A 22,181-nucleotide genomic window follows, 5' to 3' on the forward strand; every position below is an offset into this window, starting at 1 on the left:
GAAGGCGCGGCGGATTCTATATCGAGTTGCGCCGCTTGCGGGTCGGCGCGTGAAATTCTGGCGGCTTGCGGTCGATCCAGCGCAGGAAGCGCGCGACCTTCTCCTGTCGTCTCAGCGCCGCGACATCGTCGCCGAAGACGGCAAGCTCCGTGTTGGAGAAATGGCGATGCAGCGTGGCGTGGCAGATCGGATGGACGGGGACCGTGTCCCGGCCGCCGCGACTTTTCGGCACCGGGTGGTGCCATTCGACGCGGGGCCCGAGCGCCCGGTCGCACAGCCAGCAGGTTGCCGCTTCGCCCGCCCTCACTCGTTCTCGTCTCCCTCCCCGTGGTCGAGATCGCGCGCAACCTCGGGAGACCGCAGCAATTCGTCGATCTTCGAGAAATTGTCGAAGCTGGTATCGGCGCGGAAGCGGAATTGCGGCATGTATTTCATCTGGCGAAGGGACGGGCCGACGCGGCCGCGAATGAACTTCGCGTTGGCGGCGAGCGCCTTGACGACGGGGTCCATGTCCTCGCGGCCAAGCGCCGTGACATAGGCCGTGGCGATCTTGAGGTCCGGCGACATGCGCACCTCGTTGACCGAGATCACCGAGCCTTCGAGGACGGGATCGCGGACTTCGCCGCGCTGCAGGATTTCGGTGAGGGCGTGGCGAACCTGTTCGCCGACACGCAATTGGCGCTGGGACGGCCCCTTCGACTGTTCAGAACGTGACATTGGCTTACTCTGTTTTGTTCGCCCCGCGGGATCGGACCGGAGAGCGTTTGGCGCGTCATAACGCCGGTTATCGGTTTTCGCCACCCTTTGCGCCGTAAAGGAACGTCTCGGGGTCGCGGGCGGCCTCCTCCCAACCCTCGGCGAAGGCAACCATCTCGCCGGTGTCCTCGAAGGCGCGCGCGGGGATGATCAGGATATCGTCCGGCGCATCGATGAAGACGTGACGCTCGGTGCGCGTCACCGACGCGATCGTTTCGAGCGGCACCTCGGTTGTGCGGCCGTCGCGCTTCTCGCAGAGATGATCGCCCCATTCCTCCAGTTCAACATCGCATGGCGCCGGCACCAGCCGGCGGGCACGCCGCCGCAGGCGCAGATTGAAGACCAGGACGAGGACCGCGAACTGGAAGAGGAGAAGTCCTCCTCCAATCGCCCACCATCGCAGGGAGCGATCCGCACCGACGATGCTTTCCGGAAGCAGTCCCATCGCGACACCGGCCAGCATCAGCCAAAGGATGGAAAGAAATTTTCCGGTGCCCGAATAGGCGCGTGGGATCGAGACCCATGCGTAAGCGTCTTGCGGCGTCAGGCGGTAAGCAAAGGTGCGGATCGGCTGGCCGCTGTCGGGATCATCCTGCTCCACGCCTTTGCCCCCAAAAAGCGGCGGGCCGGTATCGCTACCGGCCCGACTCGGATTTCACGTCGCGCCCGGCGTCAGAGCGTCCGGGCGATTTCCTCGACGCGGAAGCACTCGATCACGTCGCCGGCACGGATGTCGTCGTAGTTCTCGAACGCCATGCCACATTCCTGACCAACCGGCACTTCCGCAACTTCGTCCTTGAAGCGCTTGAGCGTCTTCAGCTTGCCCTCGTGGATCACGACGTTGTCGCGCACGAGGCGCACGCCGGCTCCACGCTCGACCTTGCCTTCGGTGACCTGGCAACCGGCAACCTTGCCGACCTTGGTGATGTTGAACACCTCCAGGATCTCGGCATTGCCGAGGAAGGTCTCGCGACGTTCCGGCGAAAGCAGGCCGGACATGGCCGCCTTCACATCATCCAGCAGGTTGTAGATGATGTTGTAGTAGCGGATCTCGACGCCGTTGGCTTCTGCGGCTTCGCGGGCCTGCTTGTTGGCACGCACGTTGAACGCCATGATCGCGGCGCCGGTGGATTCGGCAAGCGAGACGTCGGTCTCGGTGATGCCGCCGGCGCCCGAATGGACGATGCGGGCCTGGACCTCGTCGGTGCCGAGCTTATCGAGCGCACCGAGGATCGCCTCCACGGAACCCTGCACATCGCCCTTGATGACAAGCGGGAACTCGGCCAGTTCGTTGTCGCGGGCCTGGGCCATCATCTGCTCGAGCGAACCGCGCGAGCCGGCCTGGCGGGCGACCGCCTTTTCGCGCGACACGCGCTGGCGGTACTCGGAGATTTCGCGGGCACGTGCTTCCGAATCGACCACGGCGACACGGTCACCGGCCTGCGGCGTTCCGCTGAGACCGAGGATCTCGACCGGAAGCGACGGCTCGGCTTCCTTCAACTGCTCGCCGCGATCGTTGATGATCGCGCGGACGCGGCCCGACTCGTCGCCGGCGACGACGATGTCGCCGGTCCTGAGCGTACCGGCCTGAACGAGCACGGTCGCAACCGAACCGCGGCCCTTGTCCAGCTTGGCCTCGATGACCACGCCTTCGGCCGTGCGGTTCGGATTGGCCTTGAGTTCGAGGAGTTCCGACTGCAGCAGGATCGCCTCGAGCAAGCCGTCGAGATTGGTGCCCTTGAGCGCCGAGACTTCGACATCCTGGATTTCACCACCCATGGATTCCACGAAGACCTCGTGCTGGAGCAGTTCGGTGCGCACTTTCTGCGCATCGGAGTCCGGCTTGTCGATCTTGTTGATCGCCACGATCATCGGCACGCCGGCCGCCTTGATGTGATTGATCGATTCGATCGTCTGCGGCATGACGCTGTCGTCCGCCGCGACCACGAGGATAGCGATATCGGTGGCCTGGGCACCGCGCGCGCGCATCGCCGTGAAGGCGGCGTGGCCCGGCGTGTCGAGGAAGGTGATCTTCTGACCGTCCTTCTCGACCTGATAGGCGCCGATATGCTGGGTGATGCCGCCGGCTTCGCCGGACACCACATTGGCGTTGCGGATCGCATCGAGCAGCGAGGTCTTGCCGTGGTCGACGTGACCCATGATGGTCACGACCGGCGGACGCGGCCGCATGTCGTCGGGGTTGTCCTCGACGTCGAAGATGCCTTCCTCGACATCGGCCTCGGTGACGCGCCGGACCGTATGTCCGAATTCGCCGGCGATGAGTTCGGCCAGATCGGCGTCGATCAGATCGCCGGGCTTCATCATCTGACCTTCCTTCATCAGATACTTGACCACATCGACGGCGCGTTCCGCCATGCGCTGGGCAAGTTCCTGAATGGTGATGGTCTCGGGCAGCTGCACCTCGCGGGAAATCTTCTCGCGCGGCTCGTTCGACGCCATGGAGCGCTTGAACTTCTCCTGGCGGCGACGCATGGCCGACAGCGAGCGCGAGCGCCCTTCGGCGTCGGCGCCGACATTCGACAGGGTCAGCTTGCCGCGACGGCGTTCATCCTCGCGGCGCGGCGCCGGCTTCGGCGGCGCTTCGACGGCGCGGCTGGACCGGCGCGGACCACCGCGTCCGTCGTCCGCGTCGCCCGCTGCACGGCGTCCGCTCTTGGCGGCCGCCGCGGGCTTTTCCTCTTCGGGTTCCGGCGCACGCTTGGCGGCCTCGACCTCGGCGCGTTCGCGCGCGGCCTTCTCGGCGGCAAGACGCTCTTCTTCCTCGCGCTGGCGGCGTTCGGATTCGGCACGCTCCTGCGCACGGCGCTCATCTTCCTCGGCGCGACGCTTGGCCTCTTCGGCCGCACGCTGACGATCCTCGACCTCGCGGGCCTTGGCTTCTTCCAGCGCGCGCTTGCGTGCTTCCATCTCGTTATCGGAGAGCTGGTTCAGCACAACGCCGCTGCGATCGTCGGCCGCCGGCGCGGGACGCGGGGCGGCGGGCTTCGGCGCCTCGGGCGCCGGAGCCGGTGCGGCTGCGCGTGGCTTCACGCCGGACGCAACGGAGCCGGCCGGCTTTTCGTCGGGCCGCGTAAACTTGCGCTTGCGCGTTTCGACGACAACCGACTTCGTGCGGCCGTGGCTGAAATTCTGCCGGACGGTGCTCTTGTCACCGCCGGAGCGTTTCAGCGTCAGCGTGCGTTTGCCGTCCGCGCCTGTCTTCTTGTCGTCTGTCGTATCACTCATTCCGTAGTCATGTCCTTTGCGGTCTTTTCGCTCGAACCGCCTGATCTGTCATTTTCTGCGCTGGAATGCCGGAAATGGTCGAGAAACACAAGGTGCCGCAGTGCGGCACGTCCCGGCTGTCCGTCAAGTATCGCAGCATGTATCACATTTCCCGCGCCCAATGCCAAATCCAATTCGCCCTCGGCAAAGGATTTGAACGCGGGTATATCAGGCCCTTCCATACGGCGGACGAATGTCCGGGCCTGGTCAATCTTGCGCACGCCGTCCGCAGCCGCGGACGGATCGTGCAGAACGGCGATCGCCATGCCGCTTCGCACTGCCTTTTCGACCTGAGCGTGTCCCGTGACGGCACCGCCGGCCTTGCGTGTCAGACCCAGTTGGCCGAGCGCGCGCCTAGCTATCAGATGATCGACGAGGGCGCCGAGTTCAAGATCGGCGGACACTTCCTGTTTCAGACCGCGGCGAAACAGTTTCTTCGCAACGGCCTTGTCGACGAGGTCCCGCCTGGCCGTGACCCAACAGCCACGACCCGGCAGATTGCGCTTCAGGTCAGGGACGACCGTCCCGTCGGGACCCGCCACGAAGCGGATCATGTCGTCCACGGACCCGGCCTTCCCGGTCACGATGCAGGTGCGGTCGTTCATGTCGTCCTTCTTGCCTGCGATCCCGCCCAAGTGCCGTTATCTCCGTCCGCGCGCGCATCGTTCGTCTCAGGCGTCGAAGATCACGCCGGTCGAGACCGGTGCTTCTTCCACGGCTTCCTCTTCGCCTTCGCCCTCGACTTCCTCCTCGGGGGCGCGCAGGTCCTCCTCGGTGATCCAGCCGACGGCGAGACGCGCGGCGACGACCATTTCCTCGGCATCAACGCGGCTGACGCCGAACGGCGTCAGGACGCCGTCGTGGAACGTCGTCTCGCCATCCTTGCGCTCGCGCCAGCCGACGAGGTCGTCGGAGGCGCAACCGGCGAAGTCTTCCATCGACTTGATGCCTTCCTCGCCGAGCGCGACCATCATCGCGGTGGTGATGCCGGGAACTTCGCGAATTTCGTCGGCGACGCCCAGACTCTTGCGCTTCTCGTCGTTTTCCGCCTCGATGCGGTCGAGGTGCTCGCGCGCACGGGTCTGGATCTCGGCGGCGGTTTCCTCGTCGAAGCCCTCGATGGAGGAGACTTCCTCGGCATCGACATAGGCGACTTCCTCGATCGAGGTGAAGCCTTCCGAAGCCAGCACCTGGCCGACCATCTCGTCGACATCGAGCGATTCCATGAACAGGTTCGAGCGCTCGACGAATTCCTTCTGACGGCGCGCCGATTCCTCTTCCTCGGTCAGGATGTCGATATCCCAACCGGTCAATTGCGAGGCAAGACGGACATTCTGGCCGCGGCGGCCGATGGCCAGCGACAGCTGCTCGTCCGGCACGACGACCTCGATGCGCTCGGCATCCTCGTCGAGGACGACCTTGGCGACTTCGGCCGGCTGCAGCGCGTTGACGATGAAGGACGCCGCATCGGGCTGCCAGGGAATGATGTCGATCTTCTCGCCCTGCAACTCGGCGACGACCGCCTGAACCCTGGAGCCGCGCATGCCGACGCAGGCGCCGACCGGGTCGATGGCCGAATCGCGCGAGACGACGGCGATCTTGGCGCGCGAACCGGGGTCGCGGGCGACAGACTTGATCTCGATGATGCCGTCGTAGATTTCCGGCACTTCCATCTGGAACAGCTTCGCCATGAACTGCGGATGGGTGCGCGACAGGAAGATCTGCGGGCCGCGCTGCTCGCGGCGCACGTCATAGACATAGGCGCGCACGCGGTCGCCATAGCGGTAGGTCTCGCGCGGGATCAGTTCGTCCCGGCGGATGATCGCCTCGGCGCGGCCGAGATCGACGATCACGTTGCCGTATTCGACGCGCTTGACCGATCCGTTGACGATCTCGCCAACACGGTCCTTGAACTCGTCATACTGGTTGTCGCGCTCGGCCTCGCGGACCTTCTGCACGATGACCTGCTTCGCGGACTGTGCGGCGATACGGCCGAAATCGAGCGGCGGCAGCTGTTCGGCGATGAAATCACCGGGCTGGGCGTCCGGGTTGCGGTCGCGGGCCTGCTCGATGGAAATCTGCGTCGCGGAGTCCTCGACGGTCTCGGAGACCTCCAGAAGCCGCTGCAGCTTGATCTCGCCGGTCTTGGTGTTGATATCGGCGCGGATATTGGTTTCCTGCCCGTAGCGGGACTTCGCGGCCTTCTGAATGGCATCGGCCATGGCGCCGATCACGATGTCCTTGTCGATGAGCTTCTCGCGCGCCACGGCATCGGCGATCTGAAGAAGTTCCAACCTGTTTGCACTGACAGCCATTGCGGTCTCCTGTGGGCCTTCAGTTGTCCGTATCGTCTTCGGATACGGAGTCCTCGTCTTCCAGTTCCAGTCCACGCGCCTGGCGGGCAGCCTTGTCGGCCTTCAGCGCGGCGCGGATCAATTCATCGGTCAGGATCAGCCGTGCATCGGCGATCGTGTCGAGCGGGATTTCCGCGACCATCGAATCGCCGAAGCTCGCCTTGTCGGATTCCACCGTGACGCTGTCCTGCGAAAGCCCGATGATCGTGCCGCGAAAGCGCTTGCGCCCCGCGACAATCACCGACGTGTCGATCTTCGCCATATGGCCGCTCCACCGCGCGAAATCGGACATGCGCACAAGCGGCCGGTCGATGCCGGGCGATGACACTTCGAGGTGGTAGGCCCGGTCGATCGGATCCTCGACGTCGAGCAGAGGCGAGATCATGCGCGATACGTTCTCGCAATCCTCGACGGTCATTGTGCCGTCGGCACGCTCGGCCATGATCTGGAGCGTCAGTCCGTTCATTCCGGACAGGCGGACGCGGACCAGCCGGTAACCGGCCGAATTGAGCACGGGCTCGACGATCGACGCGACGCGCGCATCCACGCCCGTCTCGCGGACGATGCGCTGTTCGTCATTTTCGATCGGCGCCAGATATGCGTCGCTCAATTTGGTGCGTTCCTCACCGCTAAAACAAAAAGAGCGGGTCCTTGCGGGCCCACCCTTGTTCAAAAGACCAAGAATTTGACTTCCATATACGCCCCGGGCGGACAAAGCGCAAGGGGCGCGATCTTTCGTGAGCACGGCAAGCCGGCGACGGGCCGAAAGGGTCCATTAACCATAATCGGCGAAAACAAACGGGCGAAACAGACCGTGCGAGTCCCATGTTCCAGCGTCTTCTGCCGCCGCTGCTCGGCGCCCTCCTCATCGCCGGTTGCGCCAGCACCCAGGCCCCGGACAAATTCCGCAAATCTTCCGAAGCTGGCGGCACCGAAGTGGCCTCCGCCTTCGTCCGGCCCGGACGGGCGCCTTTCGATGAAGTGCTACCGCGCAAGGGGCGGCTCGCCGGGCGCACCATTTCCGTTTCGAATGTCTACGACATCCGTCTGAAGCCGCGTGAAGTGATCCTGACTTTCGACGACGGGCCGGTGCCGGGGCGCACTGATTCCATTCTCAAGACGCTCGACCAGTTTGGCGTGAAGGCGACCTTCCTGATGGTTGGCCAGATGGCGAAGAACCATCCCGGGACCGTTCGCAAGGTGGCAGGCCGGGGGCATTCGATCGGCAGCCATACATGGGGCCATCCGAACCTTGCGCATATGAGCTTCGATCGCGCGGTGGCCGAGATCAAGCGCGGCGAGGATGCGATCCGGGCGGCCGGTGGTGGGCCGGTCAGGTTCTTCCGGTTCCCCTACCTCGCCGATACCAGCCGGCTTCGCTCCTACATGGCGTCGCGCGGCGTCGTGGTTCTCGATGTGGACATCGATTCCAAAGATTATTTCAAATCAGGGCCGCAACAGGTTTCGGCGCGCACCATGGCGTCGCTTCGGCGCAAGGGCGGCGGCATCATCCTGTTCCATGACCTGCAAGCGCGCACGGCTGCGATGCTGCCGGGCTTCCTCGCGGAGCTGAAGCGGAACGGATACTCGGTCGTCCATATCGTGCCGCGACGCGGACCCTTGCAGTTGGCCTCGGCCAAGTGACCGCTATTTGCGCCGAAATGTGAGATAGGCCGGCGTCCGCCCCTCGCGAAGCGCCTTGGCCTCGTAGCGCGTGCCGGGCCAGCCTTCATAGGGCGTGCGCCAGTCGGATGCGTTGCGGGCCGGCCAGTCGAAGTCCGGATGGGCGTATATGTGCCGGAGCGTCCAGTTGACATAGGTGTCGATGTCGGAGGCGAAGCGGAAGCGCGCGCCGGGCTTCAGGACGCGCGCGAAGCGATCGAGATTGACCTCGTTGACGAAGCGCCGCTTCCAGTGCCGCATCTTCGGCCACGGATCGGGATAGAGCAGGTCGATCCCGTCCAGGCACGCATCGGGCAGCCAGTCGAGCAGCTGCGTCGCGTCATCGTCGTAAAGGCGGACATTGGTCACGCCCGCATCGCCCGCAGACGCGACGAATTTCGCCATGGAATTCACGAAGGGCTCGACACCGATGAAGCCCGTTTCCGGGCTTTCGAGCGCCCGATGCAGCAGATGCTCTCCGCCGCCAAAACCGATTTCGAGGAGGACAAGCTGCGGCGCGTGGTCGAACAGGTCGGCCAGCCCCGCAGGGGCGGGTTCCGTCAGGTCGATCTTCCACGCCGGCAGAAGGCGGCCGAGTTGTTCCGCCTGGCGCGGCTTCAGCGTTTTGCCGCGGCGGCGACCGAAAAACGCCTCGGTTGCCCGGGAGCGTCGCTTCTCTTCGGTCATTTCACGCCGAGCGCGGCCTTCAGCGGCTTGACCAGGTTGGTCCTCTCCCAGGAGAAGGATCCGTCACGGCCGGGCTTGCGGCCGAAATGGCCGTAGGCTGCCGTCCTGGCGTAGATCGGCTTGTTGAGGTCGAGATGCTTGCGGATGCCGGTCGGCGAGAGGTCCATGACCTCGCGCAGGGCCGTCTCGATCGCTGCATCGTCAACCTTGCCGGTGCCGTAGGTATCGACATAGACCGACAGCGGCTGCGCGACGCCGATGGCGTAGGACAGCTGGATGTTGCACTTGTCGGCGAGCTTGGCGGCGACGACGTTCTTGGCGAGATAGCGCGCGGCATAGGCGGCGGAGCGGTCCACCTTGGTGGTGTCCTTGCCGGAGAAGGCGCCACCGCCATGCGGCGCGGCGCCGCCATAGGTGTCGACGATGATCTTGCGGCCGGTCAGGCCGGCATCGCCATCCGGGCCGCCGATGACGAACTTGCCGGTCGGGTTGATGTACCAGACACAATCATCGGCGATCGGCAGTTCGCCAAGTGCCTCGCGGATATAGGGTTCGACGACGGAGCGGACCTTCTTGTTGTCCCAGCTGTCGTCCATGTGCTGCGTGGACAGCACGATGGAGACCACCTCGGCGGCCTTGCCGTCCTTGTAGCGCACGGTGACCTGCGACTTGGCATCGGGGCCGAGCATCGCGGCATCGCCCTCGCCCGCGTGGCGGGCTTCGGCGAGCAATTCGAGGATCTTGTGGGCGTAGAAGATCGGCGCCGGCATCAGATCCGGGGTCTCGTTGCAGGCATAGCCGAACATGATGCCCTGATCGCCCGCGCCTTCCTCGCCCTGCTTGTCGGAGGCGTTGTCCACGCCCTGGGCGATATCCGCCGACTGGCCGTGCAGCAGCACGTCGATGCGGCAGGTCTTCCAGTGGAAACCGTCCTGTTCGTATCCGATGGAACGGATCGCGCGACGGGCGGCGGACCGGAATTTCGACGGATTGACCATCGGATGGCCGGTTGCGTCGGTGACGAAATTGCCGGCCTTGTCCTTCTTGAGCATGGTCTCAGGCACACGGACCTCGCCGGCGATCACAACGCGGTTGGTGGTCGCCAGGGTTTCGCAAGCCACGCGCACGCGCCACTTTTCCTCTTCGCCATGCTTGCGCGCCTCGCGATAAACCAGATCGACGATCTCGTCGGAAATCCGGTCGCACACCTTGTCGGGATGCCCCTCGGAGACGGATTCGCTGGTGAAAAGATAGTCCTGACGCGCCATGGATAAGGTCCCCGCTTTGTCAAACGCGCCAAGACCGAACGGCGGCGCAAAGTCCGCCCTCGTTAGGCAAGTGACGAATTTCGGTCAAGCAAAAAGCGGGATTCGCTTAAAGATATAAGGATAAGTGCATATCCATTGACCGCACCATTCAAGCGTCGTCGAATTCCGCCGCAAGCGCCTTGACGAGATCGATGATACGGCGGCGCACCTTGGGGTCCGAAATGCGGACGAACGCCCGGTTGAGCTGCAGTCCCTCGGCACTCGACAGGAAATTCACGACATAGGACGACGAGCTCTCATTCATGCCGCCGACTTCAGACGTCACGCTGTCGCCAGGCGCATCCTCGAAGAAGAAGGAAACCGGGACGCCAAGAATGGCGGCGATGTTCTGCAGCCGGCTGGCGCCGACGCGGTTGGTTCCCTTTTCGTATTTCTGCACCTGCTGAAAGGTGATTCCCAATTGCTCGCCGAGCTTCTCTTGGCTCATTCCCATCATCGTACGCCGCAAGCGGATACGTCCGCCAACGTGAATGTCGATCGGATTGGGTTGCTTTTTGTTCGCGGTCATTAATTGCCCTTGCCGACCAGCGGCTGTTTATCATTTTTATTTCCAAGGACCAGAGTGACGGCAGCGGAGCCGACATCACGTAGCGTAGCATAACAGCCAATTTCACGCGATTCAAAGCGCGTTAATCAACATGATTAATGCCTGAAGGTGTGCCGGAGTTCCACATACCGGCCGATGAAGGCGGCCAATGCCAGCGCCGCGATCAGGCCCCAGAACGTGAAAAGGCCCTGCCGCGCATACCAGGTCGGGGCCAGTGCCTGCGGCAGCCGCGCCTCGACGGCGCCTTGCGGGCCATAGCCCAGTGCGGCGGACTGCCGCCCAAGGGCATCGTAGATCGCCGAGACGCCGTTATTAGCCGCGCGAAGCATGGGCAGACCGTTCTCGACGGCGCGAATGCGCGCCTGATGGGCGTGCTGATAGGGTCCCGGCGTGTCGCCGTACCACGCGTCATTGGTCACGTTGACCATCACTGTCGCCGGTTCGCCTTCGGCTTCCGCTTCATAGGGGAAGATGGCTTCGTAGCAGACCGAGGGCAGGACAACGACGCCGCCGGGTAGCGACAGCGCACGCCGCCGCTCCGCCGGCGAATAGCCGCGATCGGCTGCGGCGGCGATCGCCTTCAGGCCAATGCGTTCGAGCAACGGCCGCAGCGGCAGGTATTCGCCGAAGGGCACGAGGTGCTTCTTGTCGGCGGCGTCGAAGATCACGCCGTCGCTGTCGAGCGCGAGAATGGAATTGTAGTAGGTCGGCATGCCGTCGGCCCGGTCGACCTCGCCGAGGCGGGCGGCTCCGGCGAGCAGGACCTGACCCGGCGCGAGCGCCGCCGCGATCGCCGCAACGGCCTGCGGCGCTTCCGTCAGGAGGAAGGGAACGGAGGTTTCCGGCCAGATCACGATATCGGGCGCGTCGCCCGACGGTCCCGGCTTTTCGGTCAGCGCGATCAGCATGTCGAAGATCTCGTTGCGCTTGGCCCTGTCCCACTTCTCCGACTGGTCGATCGCCGGCTGGACGATGCGCACCAGCGGCGCGCCGGCTTCCGGTTCCTTTGCATCGGCCAGCCACCAGTATCCGTAGCCGGCGTCGGCGGCGACCAGGACAACCAGCATTGCGGCGGCCAGGGCCGCGCGGCGCGCGCCCTGCGCCATCGCCGCCGGCAGAGAAAAGGCGAAAACGGCAAGCGCGTTCATGCCGAAGACGCCGAAGACGGCGGCCGGCTGCATCAGGATCGGCACGGGCATGGCGGCATAGCCGACGGCATTCCACGGAAAGCCGGTCAGGACGAAGCTGCGCAGCCACTCGGTGACACCGAAACCGAAGGCAAGCGCGGCGATCCGGCCGAGACCGTCCGACCACAGAATGCGGGCGAGGACGGCGGCCAGACCATAGAATACGGCGAGAAGCGCGGGGATCAGGGTTACCGCGAAAGGCCAGAGCCAGATGAACTCCTCGGCATCGACAAAGAGCGCATTGCCGACCCACCAGAGCCCGGCGACGAAATAGCCGAAGCCGAACAGCCAACCGGTCGCGAATGCGGGCCACGCCATGGCGATCCAGGACCGCGAGGGCCGCGCGATGGCGCCGTCGATCATCCAGACGAGGATAGGGAATGACAGGAAACAGACGACGAAGGCGTGCAACGGCGCCTGGCCGAGAACAGCCGCCGCGCCGGCACCGAACGCAAGCAGCGCGCGTTTCCAGCCGGTCATCAGCACTATGCGGTTGGCCAGACGCTCCATCAGCGGGTCCGAAGGCGAATCATCTCAGTTTGGAGACTTATCAGCCAAGCATCGCCGAAGCGATGTCACCCCGCATTTTCCGCCGACTTTAGCGCCGTTTCGGCAGTGGCGACGGGTTCGGCCTCGGGCACGGCGTCCTGCTGGGGCACCGGAAGCTCCCGTCCCTGCGGATCGCGGCGCGTCGCGCGGCGCTTGGCGCGCAGGATGCGCACGCGCTTGATGCGGCGCGGATCGGCTTCGAGGACCTGGAACTCGTAACCGGCGAAGGACGCGATGACCTCGCCGCGCACCGGAATGCGCCCGAGAAGGGAGAAGATCAGGCCGCCGATCGTATCGACATCGTCGTCCTCGGTTCGCGCGGCTTCGAGAAAGTCCTTGCCCAGCGCATCGGATAGATCTTCCAGATAGACACGCGCATCGGCGACGATGGTGCCGTTGGCGTCCTCGGTGAACAGAACTTCCTCGTCGTCGTGCTCGTCCTCGATATCGCCGACGACCATCTCGACGATGTCCTCCAGCGAGACGAGACCGTCGGTGCCGCCATATTCGTCGATGACAAGCGCCATCTGGATACGCTGCGTCTGCATGCGCGCCATCAGGTCGGCGGCAAGCATGGACGGCGGCACGAAGAGCACCTCGCGCGGCAGCTTCAGTTCCTCGATCGTCTTGTCGAGTTCGACCCTGCCGAGATCGAGTTGCGATATCGAATTGTGGCCGACCGTCGCGGTTCCGTTCTTGCGCCGGCCGCGCGGCTTTTCGCCGGCGACGCGGGTGATCGACGCGACGACGTCGCGGATGTGGACCATGCCGCGCGGATCGTCGAGCGTCTCGTCATAGACCGGCATGCGGCTGTGGCCGGATTCCTCGAACAGCTTCAGCAATTCGCCGAGCGTGGTCTTCTGGTCGACCGCGTCGATCTCGGCGCGCGGGATCATCACGTCCTCGACGCGCACCTCGCGCAGGCGGAGGATGTTGTGCAGCATCGCGCGCTCGCCCGGCGTGATCGTCTGATCCCAGACACCGTTGCCTTCCAGCGCGTCCTGCAGGTTTTCGCGAATCGTCGCGGCCGAATGCGGCCTGAAAAGGAATAACAGGCGTTGAAGGAAACCCGGCTGGCCGCGTGACTTGCCGGACCCCGTGTCGGGACTTCGGGGGTCGCCGTCGCCCGGATCTTCCGGTCTGGCGGCGTCGCTCTCGTTACTGGTCATCGGCATCGAATAGTTCATTTGTCTCAAGAATAGGGATCGGCAATGCCCATGTCAGCAAGAATCGCGCGCTCCGCGGCTTCCATCTCTTCGGCATCCGTGTCGTTTTCGTGGTCATAGCCTAAAACATGCAAAAAACCATGAACAACAAGATGACGCAGATGGTCATCGAAAGGCTTGCCTTCAAGCTCCGCTTCCGACTTCACGGTTTCGAAGGCGATGACGATATCGCCGAGCATCGGACCGGGCGGATCGCCCGGTGACAGCGGGAATGCCGGGAAGGAGAGCACGTTGGTCGGCTTGTCCTTGCCGCGCCATTGCGCATTGAGCGCGCGCATGGCCTCGTTGTCGGTGAAGACGATGGACAATTCGCTCCCGGCGTCGCCGAGGCCGAGACGGGAAACAGCGGCGTCTACCGCCCGGCGCGATAGCGCGGCCAGTTCGTCCTCGCCGGCCCAGTCGCCGGCTTCCACCCCGACATCGATGCTTATGGTCAAATGCGTCAGTCCGGATTGCGATCGTATGCGGCGACGATGCGGCCGACCAGCGGATGGCGCACCACGTCCTTCTCGTTGAAGCGCACGGTGACGATACCCGGCACGTCGTGCAGGATCTGCAGCGCCTCGACAAGGCCCGACTTCGCGCCGAGCGGAAGGTCGACCTGCGAGGGATCGCCCGTCACCATCATCACCGAGTTCTCGCCGAGACGGGTCAGGAACATCTTCATCTGCATGGATGTCGTGTTCTGGGCCTCGTCGAGGATAACGGCCGCGTTGGTCAGCGTGCGACCGCGCATGAAGGCGAGCGGCGCGATCTCGATAACGCCGGCGGCGAGCGCGCGCTCCACCTTGTCGGCGGGGATCATGTCGTACAGCGCGTCGTAGAGCGGGCGCAGATAGGGATCGACCTTTTCCTTCATGTCGCCGGGCAGGAAGCCGAGCCGCTCGCCCGCCTCGACGGCGGGACGCGACAGGATGATCCGCTCGACGACGCCGCGTTCCAGCAGCATGGCTGCATGCGCCACGGCGAGGAAGGTCTTGCCCGTGCCCGCCGGGCCGACGCCGAAGACGAGTTCGGCACGGTCGAGCGCGCGGATATAGGCATCCTGGTTCGGCGTGCGGGCGAAGACCGTCTTCTTTCGTGTCGAAATCTGCGCCACGGCAAGCTTCGCCGGCTGGCTGATCGTCGGCAGCGAGAGCTGATCGTCGGCGGCCACGGCCATGCGCAACGCGCCGTCGACATCGGAGGTGTCGGGCTCGTCGCCGCCCGCCGCCAGCCGGTCGTAGAGATAGTCGAGCGCGCGGCGCGCCTGCTCGGTCGCGGTCGGTTCGCCGCGGATCGTGACCTGGTTGCCCTTGGAGCGAACATCGACACCGAGGCGCTGCTCGATCAGCGCGAGGTTCTCGTCGAACTGCCCGTAGAGCGCGCGGGCATGGTCATTGTTGTCGAAGCTCAGAACGATATGCGCCAGATCGGAGGCGCCGGTTGCGGGATTCACCTTGGCTTCTGCGTTCAAGCCGTCTGTTCCACTTCCCTGTTGTCCGCGATCAGGCTGTTCGCGGAGACCTTGCTGATTCGCACATCAACAATGTCGCCGATTTTTCCGACATTTTCATCACAAACAACAGGCTGAAGCCAGGGAGACCGTCCGACGAGCTGTCCTGGCTCGCGACCGGGCTTTTCCAGGAGCACGGGAAGGGTCCTGCCGCATAGCCCGTTCATGAAGGCGGCCTGCTGTTGGTCGAGCAGCGCCTGAAGCGACAGAAGCCGCGCCGACTTGACGTCCTCGGCAACCTGATCGCCCATATCGGCGCCCGGCGTGCCGGGACGCGGCGAGTATTTGAACGAGAAGGTCTGGGCATAGCCGACGTCGCGGATAAGGCGCATCGTGTCCTCGAAATCGGCATCCGTCTCGCCGGGAAAGCCGACGATGAAATCGCCAGACAGGGCGATGTCGGGCCGTGCCGCGCGAATGCGATCGACAAGACGGCGATAGTCGTCGGCCGTGTGCTTGCGGTTCATCGCCTTGAGGATGCGGTCGGAGCCGGACTGCACCGGGAGATGCAAATAGGGCATCAGCGCCCCCAGATCGCGATGGGCCTCGATCAGGTCGTCATCCATGTCGCGCGGGTGGCTGGTCGTGTAGCGAAGGCGGTCGAGCCCGTCGATTTCGGCCAGTTCGCGCAGGAGCCGTCCAAGACCCCATTCGCCGCCGTCCGGTCCCTCGCCGTGCCAGGCGTTGACGTTCTGGCCGAGAAGCGTGACTTCGCGCACGCCCGCTTCGGCCAGGCGACGCGCTTCGGCAACGATCTGCGAGACGGGACGCGAGACCTCGGCGCCGCGCGTATAGGGCACGACACAGAAGGTGCAGAACTTGTCGCAGCCCTCCTGCACGGTGAGGAAGGCGGTGACGCCGCGCGCACGCACCTGCTTTTCGTCGCGCTCGGGCAGTTTCTCGAACTTGTCCTCGATGGCGTAGTCCGTCTCGACGACCTTGTCGCCGCCACGGGCGCGCGAAACCACCTGCGGCAGGCGGTGGTAGGTCTGCGGGCCGATGACGAAATCGACCACGGGCGCGCGGCGAATGATTTCCTCGCCTTCCGCCTGGGCGACGCAGCCGGCGACGCCGATCAGCATCTCGCGGCCATCGGCGCGGCGCATGTCGCGCAGTTTCCGGAGGCGGCCGAGCTCCGAATAGACCTTCTCGGCGGCTTTTTCGCGGATGTGGCAGGTGTTGAGCAGCACCATGTCCGCATCGTCCGGAGAGGCGGTTTCGACATAACCGTCCGCGCCCAGCGCATCGGCCATGCGCTGGCTGTCATAGACATTCATCTGGCAGCCATAGGTCTTGACGAAAACCTTGCGCGCATTCGCCGAAGCCGGCACGGCCTCGCGATCCTCTATCTTGACGAATTCGTTCATGGGCGCTCCTTAGCGCTTTTCGTCGCCCGTGAGAAGCGGTTCGCGACCGCGAAGAACGCCTGACGCCATCTCGCGGACGGCGTTTTCACAGGCTGCGGCGAGCGCCTTTCGATTGGCCATGTCGCCAACCGCAATCGGCTCGCCGAAACAGACGACCACATCGATGGCACCTGCCTCGAGCACGCCGGCCACGTGGGGCCCCAGTTCGACATCGCCCGGCCATGCGGCGACGGGGCGATCGAAACGGCCCATCGGCACGCCGTGCAGATGGGTGTAGACGATGGCGACCGGCTGCACGCGGACGGACTCATGGGCGACTTCGCTGCCCGGGCCGACGCCCACCGCACCGAAAAGCGCAGATTTGAAGGGCAGCAGGAAATTGCCGTCCGAGGTCGTTCCTTCCGCAAACAACACGATGGCGTCGCCGCGGGCCAGCCGCTCGCGGATCTGACCGGCCTGTTCACCCACCTTGCCGCGCCGCTCGCGTTCGATGAACAGCGTCTCCTGCAGCTTCGCCAGGATCGACACGCCCGGCCAGCCGCCGACCTCGTGCTTGGCAACGTAGGAGACCGGCGCGGCCGCGCCCAGCGCGACGATATCGAGCCAGGAAACGTGATTGGACGCGATCAGGACGCCTGCGTTTTCATGGATGGCTGGCCTGCCGATCACATTGACCCGCAATCCGAGCATCCGCGTGGCGACACGGTGCCAGACATGCGGCAGCCGGCGGCGAAGCGGATGGCCGGCACGAATGGCGGCAATCTGGATCGGAAGGAGGACAGCCGTCATCGGCACAAGGATACCGATGACGAGGGCCAGACGAATGCGCCGGATCACCCCCCGTCCTTCTCCTTTTCGTCGAGCGGCACGGCATAGAGTTCCAGCCGGTGATCGACGATGCGATATCCCAGTTCGCGGGCGATCTCCTCCTGTAACGCCTCGATGCGGGCATTGCGGAACTCGATCACATCGCCCGACTTCACGTCGATCAGGTGATCGTGGTGTTCGTCGGGGATCGGCTCGTAGCGCGCCCGGCCATCGCGGAACTCGTGCTTTTCGATGATGCCGAGATCCTCGAACAGCTTGACGGTTCGATAGACGGTGGAGATCGAGATATTGCCGTCAATGGCGACCGCGCGGCGATAGAGTTCCTCGACGTCGGGGTGGTCATAGGCGTCCTGCAGGACGCCGGCGATGACGCGGCGCTGGCCGGTCATGCGCATGCCGCGCTCGACACACAGTTCCTCCAGCGTCTTCCCGTCTTCCTCGGCCATGGGACCCACCCGGTTTCGCGATGCGCGGTAGCTAACGAAGATCGCGGCGCATGACAAGCGCGGCGGTCCGGCGCCCGGCCTTGTCGCGGTAGTAGTCCGGACGACCGCCGACCTGGAAAAATCCGAGCTTGCGGTAGAGGGCGATGGCCGGCGCATTGGTCTCGTCGACCTCGAGAAACACCGACTCGATGCGCTCGCCATGCGCCTTGCGCAGCACCGCATCCATCAGCTTGCGACCGAGGCCGTGGCCCTGCCAGTCGGGCGCGACCGTTATGGTGAGGATTTCGGCTTCGCCAGCCGCGCCGCGCGCCAGCACGAAACCGAGAACCTTCGATTTGCCCCAGGTCAGTTCGCGCGCGACGAATCCGAAGACGGTCGGCTGGCCGAGCATGTCATGGAATTCGCCATCGGTCCAAGGCCGCGAGAAGGAGACCGCATGCAGGTCGGCCATGTGGCGGGTATGCGATATGTCGAGGGGATCGACGACGACGTCGATCGGCCAGAGGCGGCCGAGGAACGGCCATCTCATGACGCCGCGCTCCCGTCTGTCGCCTCGGCGCGCGGCAGGGCAAAGCCGGCCTGTGTCTTGGCGTCGGCACCGCGCAGATAGAGCGGAACGGGCCTGCGATTCGACGCGACCGCCAGCCGGGCGACGGTTTCGACCGATCCGGTGGCGCGGTCCGCAAGGAGCAACGTCCGGTCCCCCGCGAGCGCGACGGCGGCGTTTCCGGCGAGGAGCGACACGGAGGCAGGGAGCACGGCCGGGGCATCCTCCTCGGCCACCGCTGCCGGCTCGCCCACCGGCATGCCTGCCGCATCGAAGGACTGCATGAAGATCTGGCCGCGCCCGCCGCGCACCGCAACGGTAACCGGGCCGTTTGCCTGTGCCTGAGCGTCAGCGGCAATCGCTTCCAGCGTCGTGACACCCGAAACGGGGCATCCGAGCGCAAGGCCGAAACCGCGTGCGGCAGCGACACCGACGCGAATGCCGGTGAAGGAACCCGGACCGACCGCGACGCCGACGCGGCCGAGATCGGCGTAATCGATGCCGGCGGACCGGATCACGCCTTCGACGACTTCCATCAGCTGCTCCGCATGGCCGCGGCCGATATCGCGTTCCTCTTTCGCCAGAACGCGGTCCGCTGCCGTGTCGAAGACACAGGCGGAGCAGAAATTGGCAGCGGTATCGATGGCGAGCGTCAGCATCCGGACTGGTTATTCAAGCCAGGCACGGACCGCAAGCCGCACGTTGCCGCTCGGTCATCACAGTTCGGCGAATGCGACGGCCGGTTCGAATTTGGGACGAACATCCGTCCTGACGAGGAAGGTCTTGCCGGCATGCGGATCGGCGGCGCGGGCGGCGGCGTCGAGTGTCTGCCAGGCCGAGGTCACCGCGATCAGACCATCTCCTACAAAAGCCGGGCAGGTGACCTGAACCGCCGGCATGTCGATCGTCAGGAGGCGGCTTCCATCCGGGGCGTAGCAGTCGAGCGCGCCGGCGCCGTAGCGCGCGTTCCAGATCCGGCCGTCGGCGTCCGTGGCGGCCCCGTCGAGCCCGCCCTTTCCATCAGAATGATCGTGAATGATTTCCGGTTCTCCCGCCAGCGCTCCGGTCGCGGGATCGACCGCGACCCTCATGAGCCTGTTGATCTGCGTATCGGTGAAAAAGGCAGCCGTGCCATCGGGTGAAAAGCAGATCGCGTTTGGGATGGTGACCCGGTCGTAGAGCTTTTCGACGGTGCCGCGGAAATAGCGATAGATCGCGCCCGCGCCGTCCTCGGCCTTCTTGCCCATCGTGCCAAACCAGAATGCGCCCGACGGATGCAGCCGCGCGTCGTTGGACCGGGTAACGGGATTGTCGGCCTCGACGGGCACATGCGGCGTCAGCGCACCGGTGGCGTTGTCGAGGACATACAGGCCGGTTTTCGTCAGGATGAGGTCGCGCCCGGCGTCGATCACGGCCATCGCGCTCGCCATTTCCGGCAGATCGAGCACGTTTTGCTCCCCACTCGGCAGATGCAGCGCGTAACGCCTGCATTCGGTGATGTCGAACCAGAACAGGGTCTCGCGGGCGGGATCGTAGGCCGGCCCCTCGCCGAGGCGGCAGGGCGTTTCGGACAGGATGGTGACGTCGTTCATCGTGCGGGACCTCCGGCTTCGGCCCGGGTCGCGGTCACTGGATGCCTCCATCGGCGACCAGGACCTGTGCGGTCACCATGCTCGCGGCATTGGATGCGAGGAACAGGCACGGGCCGACCATGTGCTCGGGCTGGATCGGTTCCGGGATGCATTGCCGTCCAATCATCTCCGCAAGGCCTTCCTCGGTGACCCAGAGCTCTTTCTGGCGCTCCGTCATCACCCAGCCGGGGGCAATCGCGTTGACCCGGATATTGTCCGGGCCGAGCTTGCCCGCCATGCCCTTGGTCAACCCGACGATGCCCGCCTTGGCGGTCGTGTAGGCCGGCATGTTGCCGATATTGAGCATGTAGGAAGTCGATGTGAAATTGACGATGGCACCGCCGCCCGCTTCCCGCATGCCCGGCACCACGGCCTGGATCGTGAAGAAGTGCGGCCGCAGATTGACCGCGAGATTGTTCTCCCAATAGGCCTCGTCGACATCCTCGATTTCGTGGCGGTCGTCGAGCGCGGCGTTGTTGACGAGGACGGTGACGGGCCCGTGCGCCGCGACCGCATTGTCAACAGCGGCGCGCAAGGCGGCGATGTCGCGCAGATCGGCTTTCAGGAAGAGCGGCGTGTGCGCCACATCCCCGTCGAGCCGCCCGACCAATGCCCTGGACTCCTTGTCCGCGATGTCGATGAAGGCGACCTTCGCGCCCTGACGGGCGAACCCCTCCGTCAGCGCCGCGCCGATGCCCGACCCGCCACCGGTTATCAGGACCGATGCCCCCTCAAGTTCCTCGTAGACCGGCATCGCTTCCTCCCTTCAATAACTGGTCACGGCCCGTCCACGGCAGCGAACGGGAGCCCGAAAATGCAGTTATCACAGATGGATCGGCGAGCGAAACCGCGTGCCGGATCAGGCCGCGTTGGAGGCCCGTTCCTCGGTGAGGAAGGCGTAGAGCGCCTCGGCATCCGACGTCGCGCGCAATTTGCCGATCCGCACGGGATCGCGCAGCACGCGGGCGATCCGCGACAATGCCTTGAGATGGTCGGCGCCGGCACTTTCCGGCGCCAACAGGAGGAAGACGATATCCACAGGCTGATCGTCGAGCGCTTCGAATTCGATCGGCGAATGCAGCCGCGCGAACACGCCTGCGATCCGGTCGAAATCGGGGAACTTGCCATGCGGAATGGCGATCCCCTTGCCGACACCGGTCGATCCCAGGCGCTCGCGTTGCAGAATTGTGTCAAAGACGGCGCGCGCGGAAAGGCCGGTCACTTCCGACGCCTTTTCCGCAATCGCCTGGAGAAGCTGTTTCTTGGAGCTCACCCGCAAATCCGGGACTATCGCTTCCTGCGAGACAATATCACCAAGGTTCATTCATCAATCCTTGCGGACAATCCGAGACCTGTCACGCGCCAAGGCGGCGCGTTTCGAACAAATGCGACTATGATTGCTTGATCGAGCCCGGGTCTATCCAGCCAATGTTTCCGTCGGCACGGCGGTAAACGAGATTGACATCGCCGCTGCCTGCATTGCGGAACACATATACCGGGTTGTCCTGCAGGTCCAGTTGCAATACCGCAGAAGACACAGTCAAAGTTGACAGTTGCATCGAGGTCTCGGCGACAACGACCGGCGCGTAGTCGTCCGGAACGGTCTCCTCTTCGGTCTCGGGCAATGCTTCGAGGACGCGATAGGCGTATTCCTCGTTGCGCTGGGCCGCTTCCTCGGTGTGGTGGTTCTTCAGGCGGCGCTTGTAGCGGCGCAGGCGCTTTTCGATGCGCTCGGCGGCCGCGTCGAAGCTGGCCTGCGGTTCCTGAGCCTCACCGGTGGCCTGGAGGACGACGCCGGAATCCAGATGCAGCATGCAGTCGGTGGTGAACCGCGTGCCCGACTTTTCCACAGTCACGTGACCGTTTGCGCCGCGGTCGAAATATTTGGAGAGCGCCTCGTCGATGCGATCTTCGATACGCTCGCGAAACGCGTCGCCGATATCCATGTGCTTTCCCGAAACGCGCAGACCCATTTGCCACTCCTTGTGTTTATATTTTGGGGCGGGGGTCGCCCAAACCACAGATTGGGCGAAAGATGCAAGGCTGTGAAGGCTGGTAAAGGGAAAAATGATGCCGCGCCGGTCGCGCGGTTCCTCCGCCATCAGCCATTCGCGACGGCAAGCGCCCGCTTTTCGCGACGCCGCTGCACGGATGAGGCGATATTCATGCCTTCGCGGTATTTCGCGACAGTTCGTCGCGCTATGTCGACGGCATTGCCAAGTTACTTGACGTTGATTGCAAGAGTGGTGATTTCTCGCAATCAGGCCGTCATCTCGGCGGCATAAC

24 protein-coding genes and 1 pseudogene are annotated in these 22,181 nt (G+C 64.5%); 1 reads left to right on the forward strand and 24 read right to left on the reverse strand.

Annotated features, from left to right (window positions below; genetic code table 11):
• Positions 1-16 precede the first annotated feature (16 nt).
• The 7 genes from LC343_RS20985 to rimP all read right to left on the reverse strand — a co-directional run bounded on the left by LC343_RS20985 (position 17) and on the right by rimP (position 7,005).
• Positions 17-307 carry an HNH endonuclease gene (locus tag LC343_RS20985; RefSeq protein WP_223479140.1) on the reverse strand — a complete coding sequence of 97 codons (291 nt, stop codon included), beginning with the start codon at positions 305-307 and terminating at the stop codon, positions 17-19.
• Complete coding sequence (gene rbfA / locus LC343_RS20990; protein ID WP_223479141.1) at positions 304-717, reverse strand: 30S ribosome-binding factor RbfA; 414 nt, start codon at positions 715-717, stop codon at positions 304-306. The genes LC343_RS20985 and rbfA overlap by 4 nt, the downstream gene beginning before the upstream one ends.
• A gap of 67 nt (positions 718-784) precedes the next feature.
• Positions 785-1,357, reverse strand: a complete 573-nt coding sequence (locus tag LC343_RS20995; RefSeq protein ID WP_223479142.1) for a hypothetical protein — start codon at positions 1,355-1,357, stop codon at positions 785-787.
• 71 nt (positions 1,358-1,428) lie between these two features.
• A complete protein-coding gene (gene infB / locus LC343_RS21000) occupies positions 1,429-4,002 on the reverse strand; it encodes a translation initiation factor IF-2 (protein WP_223479143.1) in 2,574 nt (857 codons plus the stop codon).
• Positions 3,999-4,646 (reverse strand): RNA-binding protein, encoded by a 648-nt coding sequence (locus LC343_RS21005; protein ID WP_223479165.1) that lies wholly within the window; start codon positions 4,644-4,646, stop codon positions 3,999-4,001. Before LC343_RS21005 ends, infB begins: the two co-directional genes overlap by 4 nt.
• 66 nt (positions 4,647-4,712) lie before the next feature.
• Positions 4,713-6,356: a transcription termination factor NusA gene (gene nusA, locus LC343_RS21010; protein WP_223479144.1), complete on the reverse strand. Its 1,644-nt coding sequence runs from the start codon at positions 6,354-6,356 to the stop codon at positions 4,713-4,715.
• A gap of 19 nt (positions 6,357-6,375) precedes the next feature.
• The gene (rimP, locus tag LC343_RS21015; protein WP_223479145.1) at positions 6,376-7,005 is read right to left on the reverse strand and encodes a ribosome maturation factor RimP; all 630 of its coding nucleotides are present in this window, start codon (positions 7,003-7,005) and stop codon (positions 6,376-6,378) included.
• A 215-nt stretch (positions 7,006-7,220) separates the two neighbouring features.
• Here rimP and LC343_RS21020 point away from each other — a divergent pair, with 215 nt between their 5' ends.
• Positions 7,221-8,039 (forward strand): polysaccharide deacetylase family protein, encoded by an 819-nt coding sequence (locus tag LC343_RS21020; protein WP_223479146.1) that lies wholly within the window; start codon positions 7,221-7,223, stop codon positions 8,037-8,039.
• A gap of 3 nt (positions 8,040-8,042) precedes the next feature.
• Here LC343_RS21020 and trmB read toward each other — a convergent pair whose 3' ends face one another.
• The 17 genes and pseudogenes from trmB to LC343_RS25425 form a co-directional block, all read right to left on the reverse strand.
• The gene (gene trmB / locus LC343_RS21025; protein WP_223479147.1) at positions 8,043-8,744 is read right to left on the reverse strand and encodes a tRNA (guanine(46)-N(7))-methyltransferase TrmB; all 702 of its coding nucleotides are present in this window, start codon (positions 8,742-8,744) and stop codon (positions 8,043-8,045) included.
• On the reverse strand, positions 8,741-10,012 hold the full coding sequence (gene metK, locus LC343_RS21030) for a methionine adenosyltransferase (protein WP_223479148.1): 1,272 nt from the start codon (positions 10,010-10,012) through the stop codon (positions 8,741-8,743). The genes trmB and metK overlap by 4 nt, the downstream gene beginning before the upstream one ends.
• A gap of 148 nt (positions 10,013-10,160) precedes the next feature.
• On the reverse strand, positions 10,161-10,580 hold the full coding sequence (locus tag LC343_RS21035) for a helix-turn-helix domain-containing protein (protein ID WP_223479149.1): 420 nt from the start codon (positions 10,578-10,580) through the stop codon (positions 10,161-10,163).
• Positions 10,581-10,714: 134 nt separating this feature from the next.
• Entirely contained in the window at positions 10,715-12,316 is a 1,602-nt protein-coding gene (gene lnt, locus LC343_RS21040; protein WP_223479150.1) for an apolipoprotein N-acyltransferase, read from the reverse strand.
• A gap of 65 nt (positions 12,317-12,381) precedes the next feature.
• Positions 12,382-13,530: a hemolysin family protein gene (locus LC343_RS21045; protein WP_223479151.1), complete on the reverse strand. Its 1,149-nt coding sequence runs from the start codon at positions 13,528-13,530 to the stop codon at positions 12,382-12,384.
• 17 nt (positions 13,531-13,547) lie between these two features.
• Positions 13,548-14,027 (reverse strand): rRNA maturation RNase YbeY, encoded by a 480-nt coding sequence (gene ybeY, locus LC343_RS21050; RefSeq protein WP_223479166.1) that lies wholly within the window; start codon positions 14,025-14,027, stop codon positions 13,548-13,550.
• Positions 14,024-15,037 carry a PhoH family protein gene (locus tag LC343_RS21055; protein WP_223479152.1) on the reverse strand — a complete coding sequence of 338 codons (1,014 nt, stop codon included), beginning with the start codon at positions 15,035-15,037 and terminating at the stop codon, positions 14,024-14,026. The genes ybeY and LC343_RS21055 overlap by 4 nt, the downstream gene beginning before the upstream one ends.
• Positions 15,034-16,443: a tRNA (N6-isopentenyl adenosine(37)-C2)-methylthiotransferase MiaB gene (gene miaB / locus LC343_RS21060; RefSeq protein ID WP_223479153.1), complete on the reverse strand. Its 1,410-nt coding sequence runs from the start codon at positions 16,441-16,443 to the stop codon at positions 15,034-15,036. The genes LC343_RS21055 and miaB overlap by 4 nt, the downstream gene beginning before the upstream one ends.
• Before the next feature lie 9 nt (positions 16,444-16,452).
• On the reverse strand, positions 16,453-17,280 hold the full coding sequence (gene olsA / locus LC343_RS21065) for a lyso-ornithine lipid O-acyltransferase (RefSeq protein ID WP_223479154.1): 828 nt from the start codon (positions 17,278-17,280) through the stop codon (positions 16,453-16,455).
• Positions 17,277-17,717: a Fur family transcriptional regulator gene (locus tag LC343_RS21070; RefSeq protein WP_223479155.1), complete on the reverse strand. Its 441-nt coding sequence runs from the start codon at positions 17,715-17,717 to the stop codon at positions 17,277-17,279. The genes olsA and LC343_RS21070 overlap by 4 nt, the downstream gene beginning before the upstream one ends.
• 31 nt (positions 17,718-17,748) lie before the next feature.
• Positions 17,749-18,246: a ribosomal protein S18-alanine N-acetyltransferase gene (rimI, locus tag LC343_RS21075; RefSeq protein WP_223479156.1), complete on the reverse strand. Its 498-nt coding sequence runs from the start codon at positions 18,244-18,246 to the stop codon at positions 17,749-17,751.
• On the reverse strand, positions 18,243-18,923 hold the full coding sequence (gene tsaB, locus LC343_RS21080) for a tRNA (adenosine(37)-N6)-threonylcarbamoyltransferase complex dimerization subunit type 1 TsaB (RefSeq protein WP_223479157.1): 681 nt from the start codon (positions 18,921-18,923) through the stop codon (positions 18,243-18,245). Before tsaB ends, rimI begins: the two co-directional genes overlap by 4 nt.
• 57 nt (positions 18,924-18,980) lie before the next feature.
• Positions 18,981-19,856, reverse strand: a complete 876-nt coding sequence (locus tag LC343_RS21085) for an SMP-30/gluconolactonase/LRE family protein (protein ID WP_223479158.1) — start codon at positions 19,854-19,856, stop codon at positions 18,981-18,983.
• 34 nt (positions 19,857-19,890) lie between these two features.
• Positions 19,891-20,649, reverse strand: coding sequence for an SDR family NAD(P)-dependent oxidoreductase (locus LC343_RS21090; protein ID WP_223479159.1), 759 nt, complete (start codon positions 20,647-20,649; stop codon positions 19,891-19,893).
• A 105-nt stretch (positions 20,650-20,754) separates the two neighbouring features.
• Positions 20,755-21,219 carry a PTS IIA-like nitrogen regulatory protein PtsN gene (gene ptsN / locus LC343_RS21095; RefSeq protein ID WP_223479160.1) on the reverse strand — a complete coding sequence of 155 codons (465 nt, stop codon included), beginning with the start codon at positions 21,217-21,219 and terminating at the stop codon, positions 20,755-20,757.
• A 67-nt stretch (positions 21,220-21,286) separates the two neighbouring features.
• A complete protein-coding gene (gene hpf, locus LC343_RS21100; RefSeq protein ID WP_223479167.1) occupies positions 21,287-21,868 on the reverse strand; it encodes a ribosome hibernation-promoting factor, HPF/YfiA family in 582 nt (193 codons plus the stop codon).
• Between the two features lie 128 nt (positions 21,869-21,996).
• Positions 21,997-22,104, reverse strand: a pseudogene (locus LC343_RS25425) (RNA polymerase factor sigma-54); the annotation flags it as partial.
• Positions 22,105-22,181 lie beyond the last annotated feature (77 nt).

Source organism: Oricola indica, from assembly GCF_019966595.1.
Lineage (GTDB): Bacteria > Pseudomonadota > Alphaproteobacteria > Rhizobiales > Rhizobiaceae > Oricola > Oricola indica.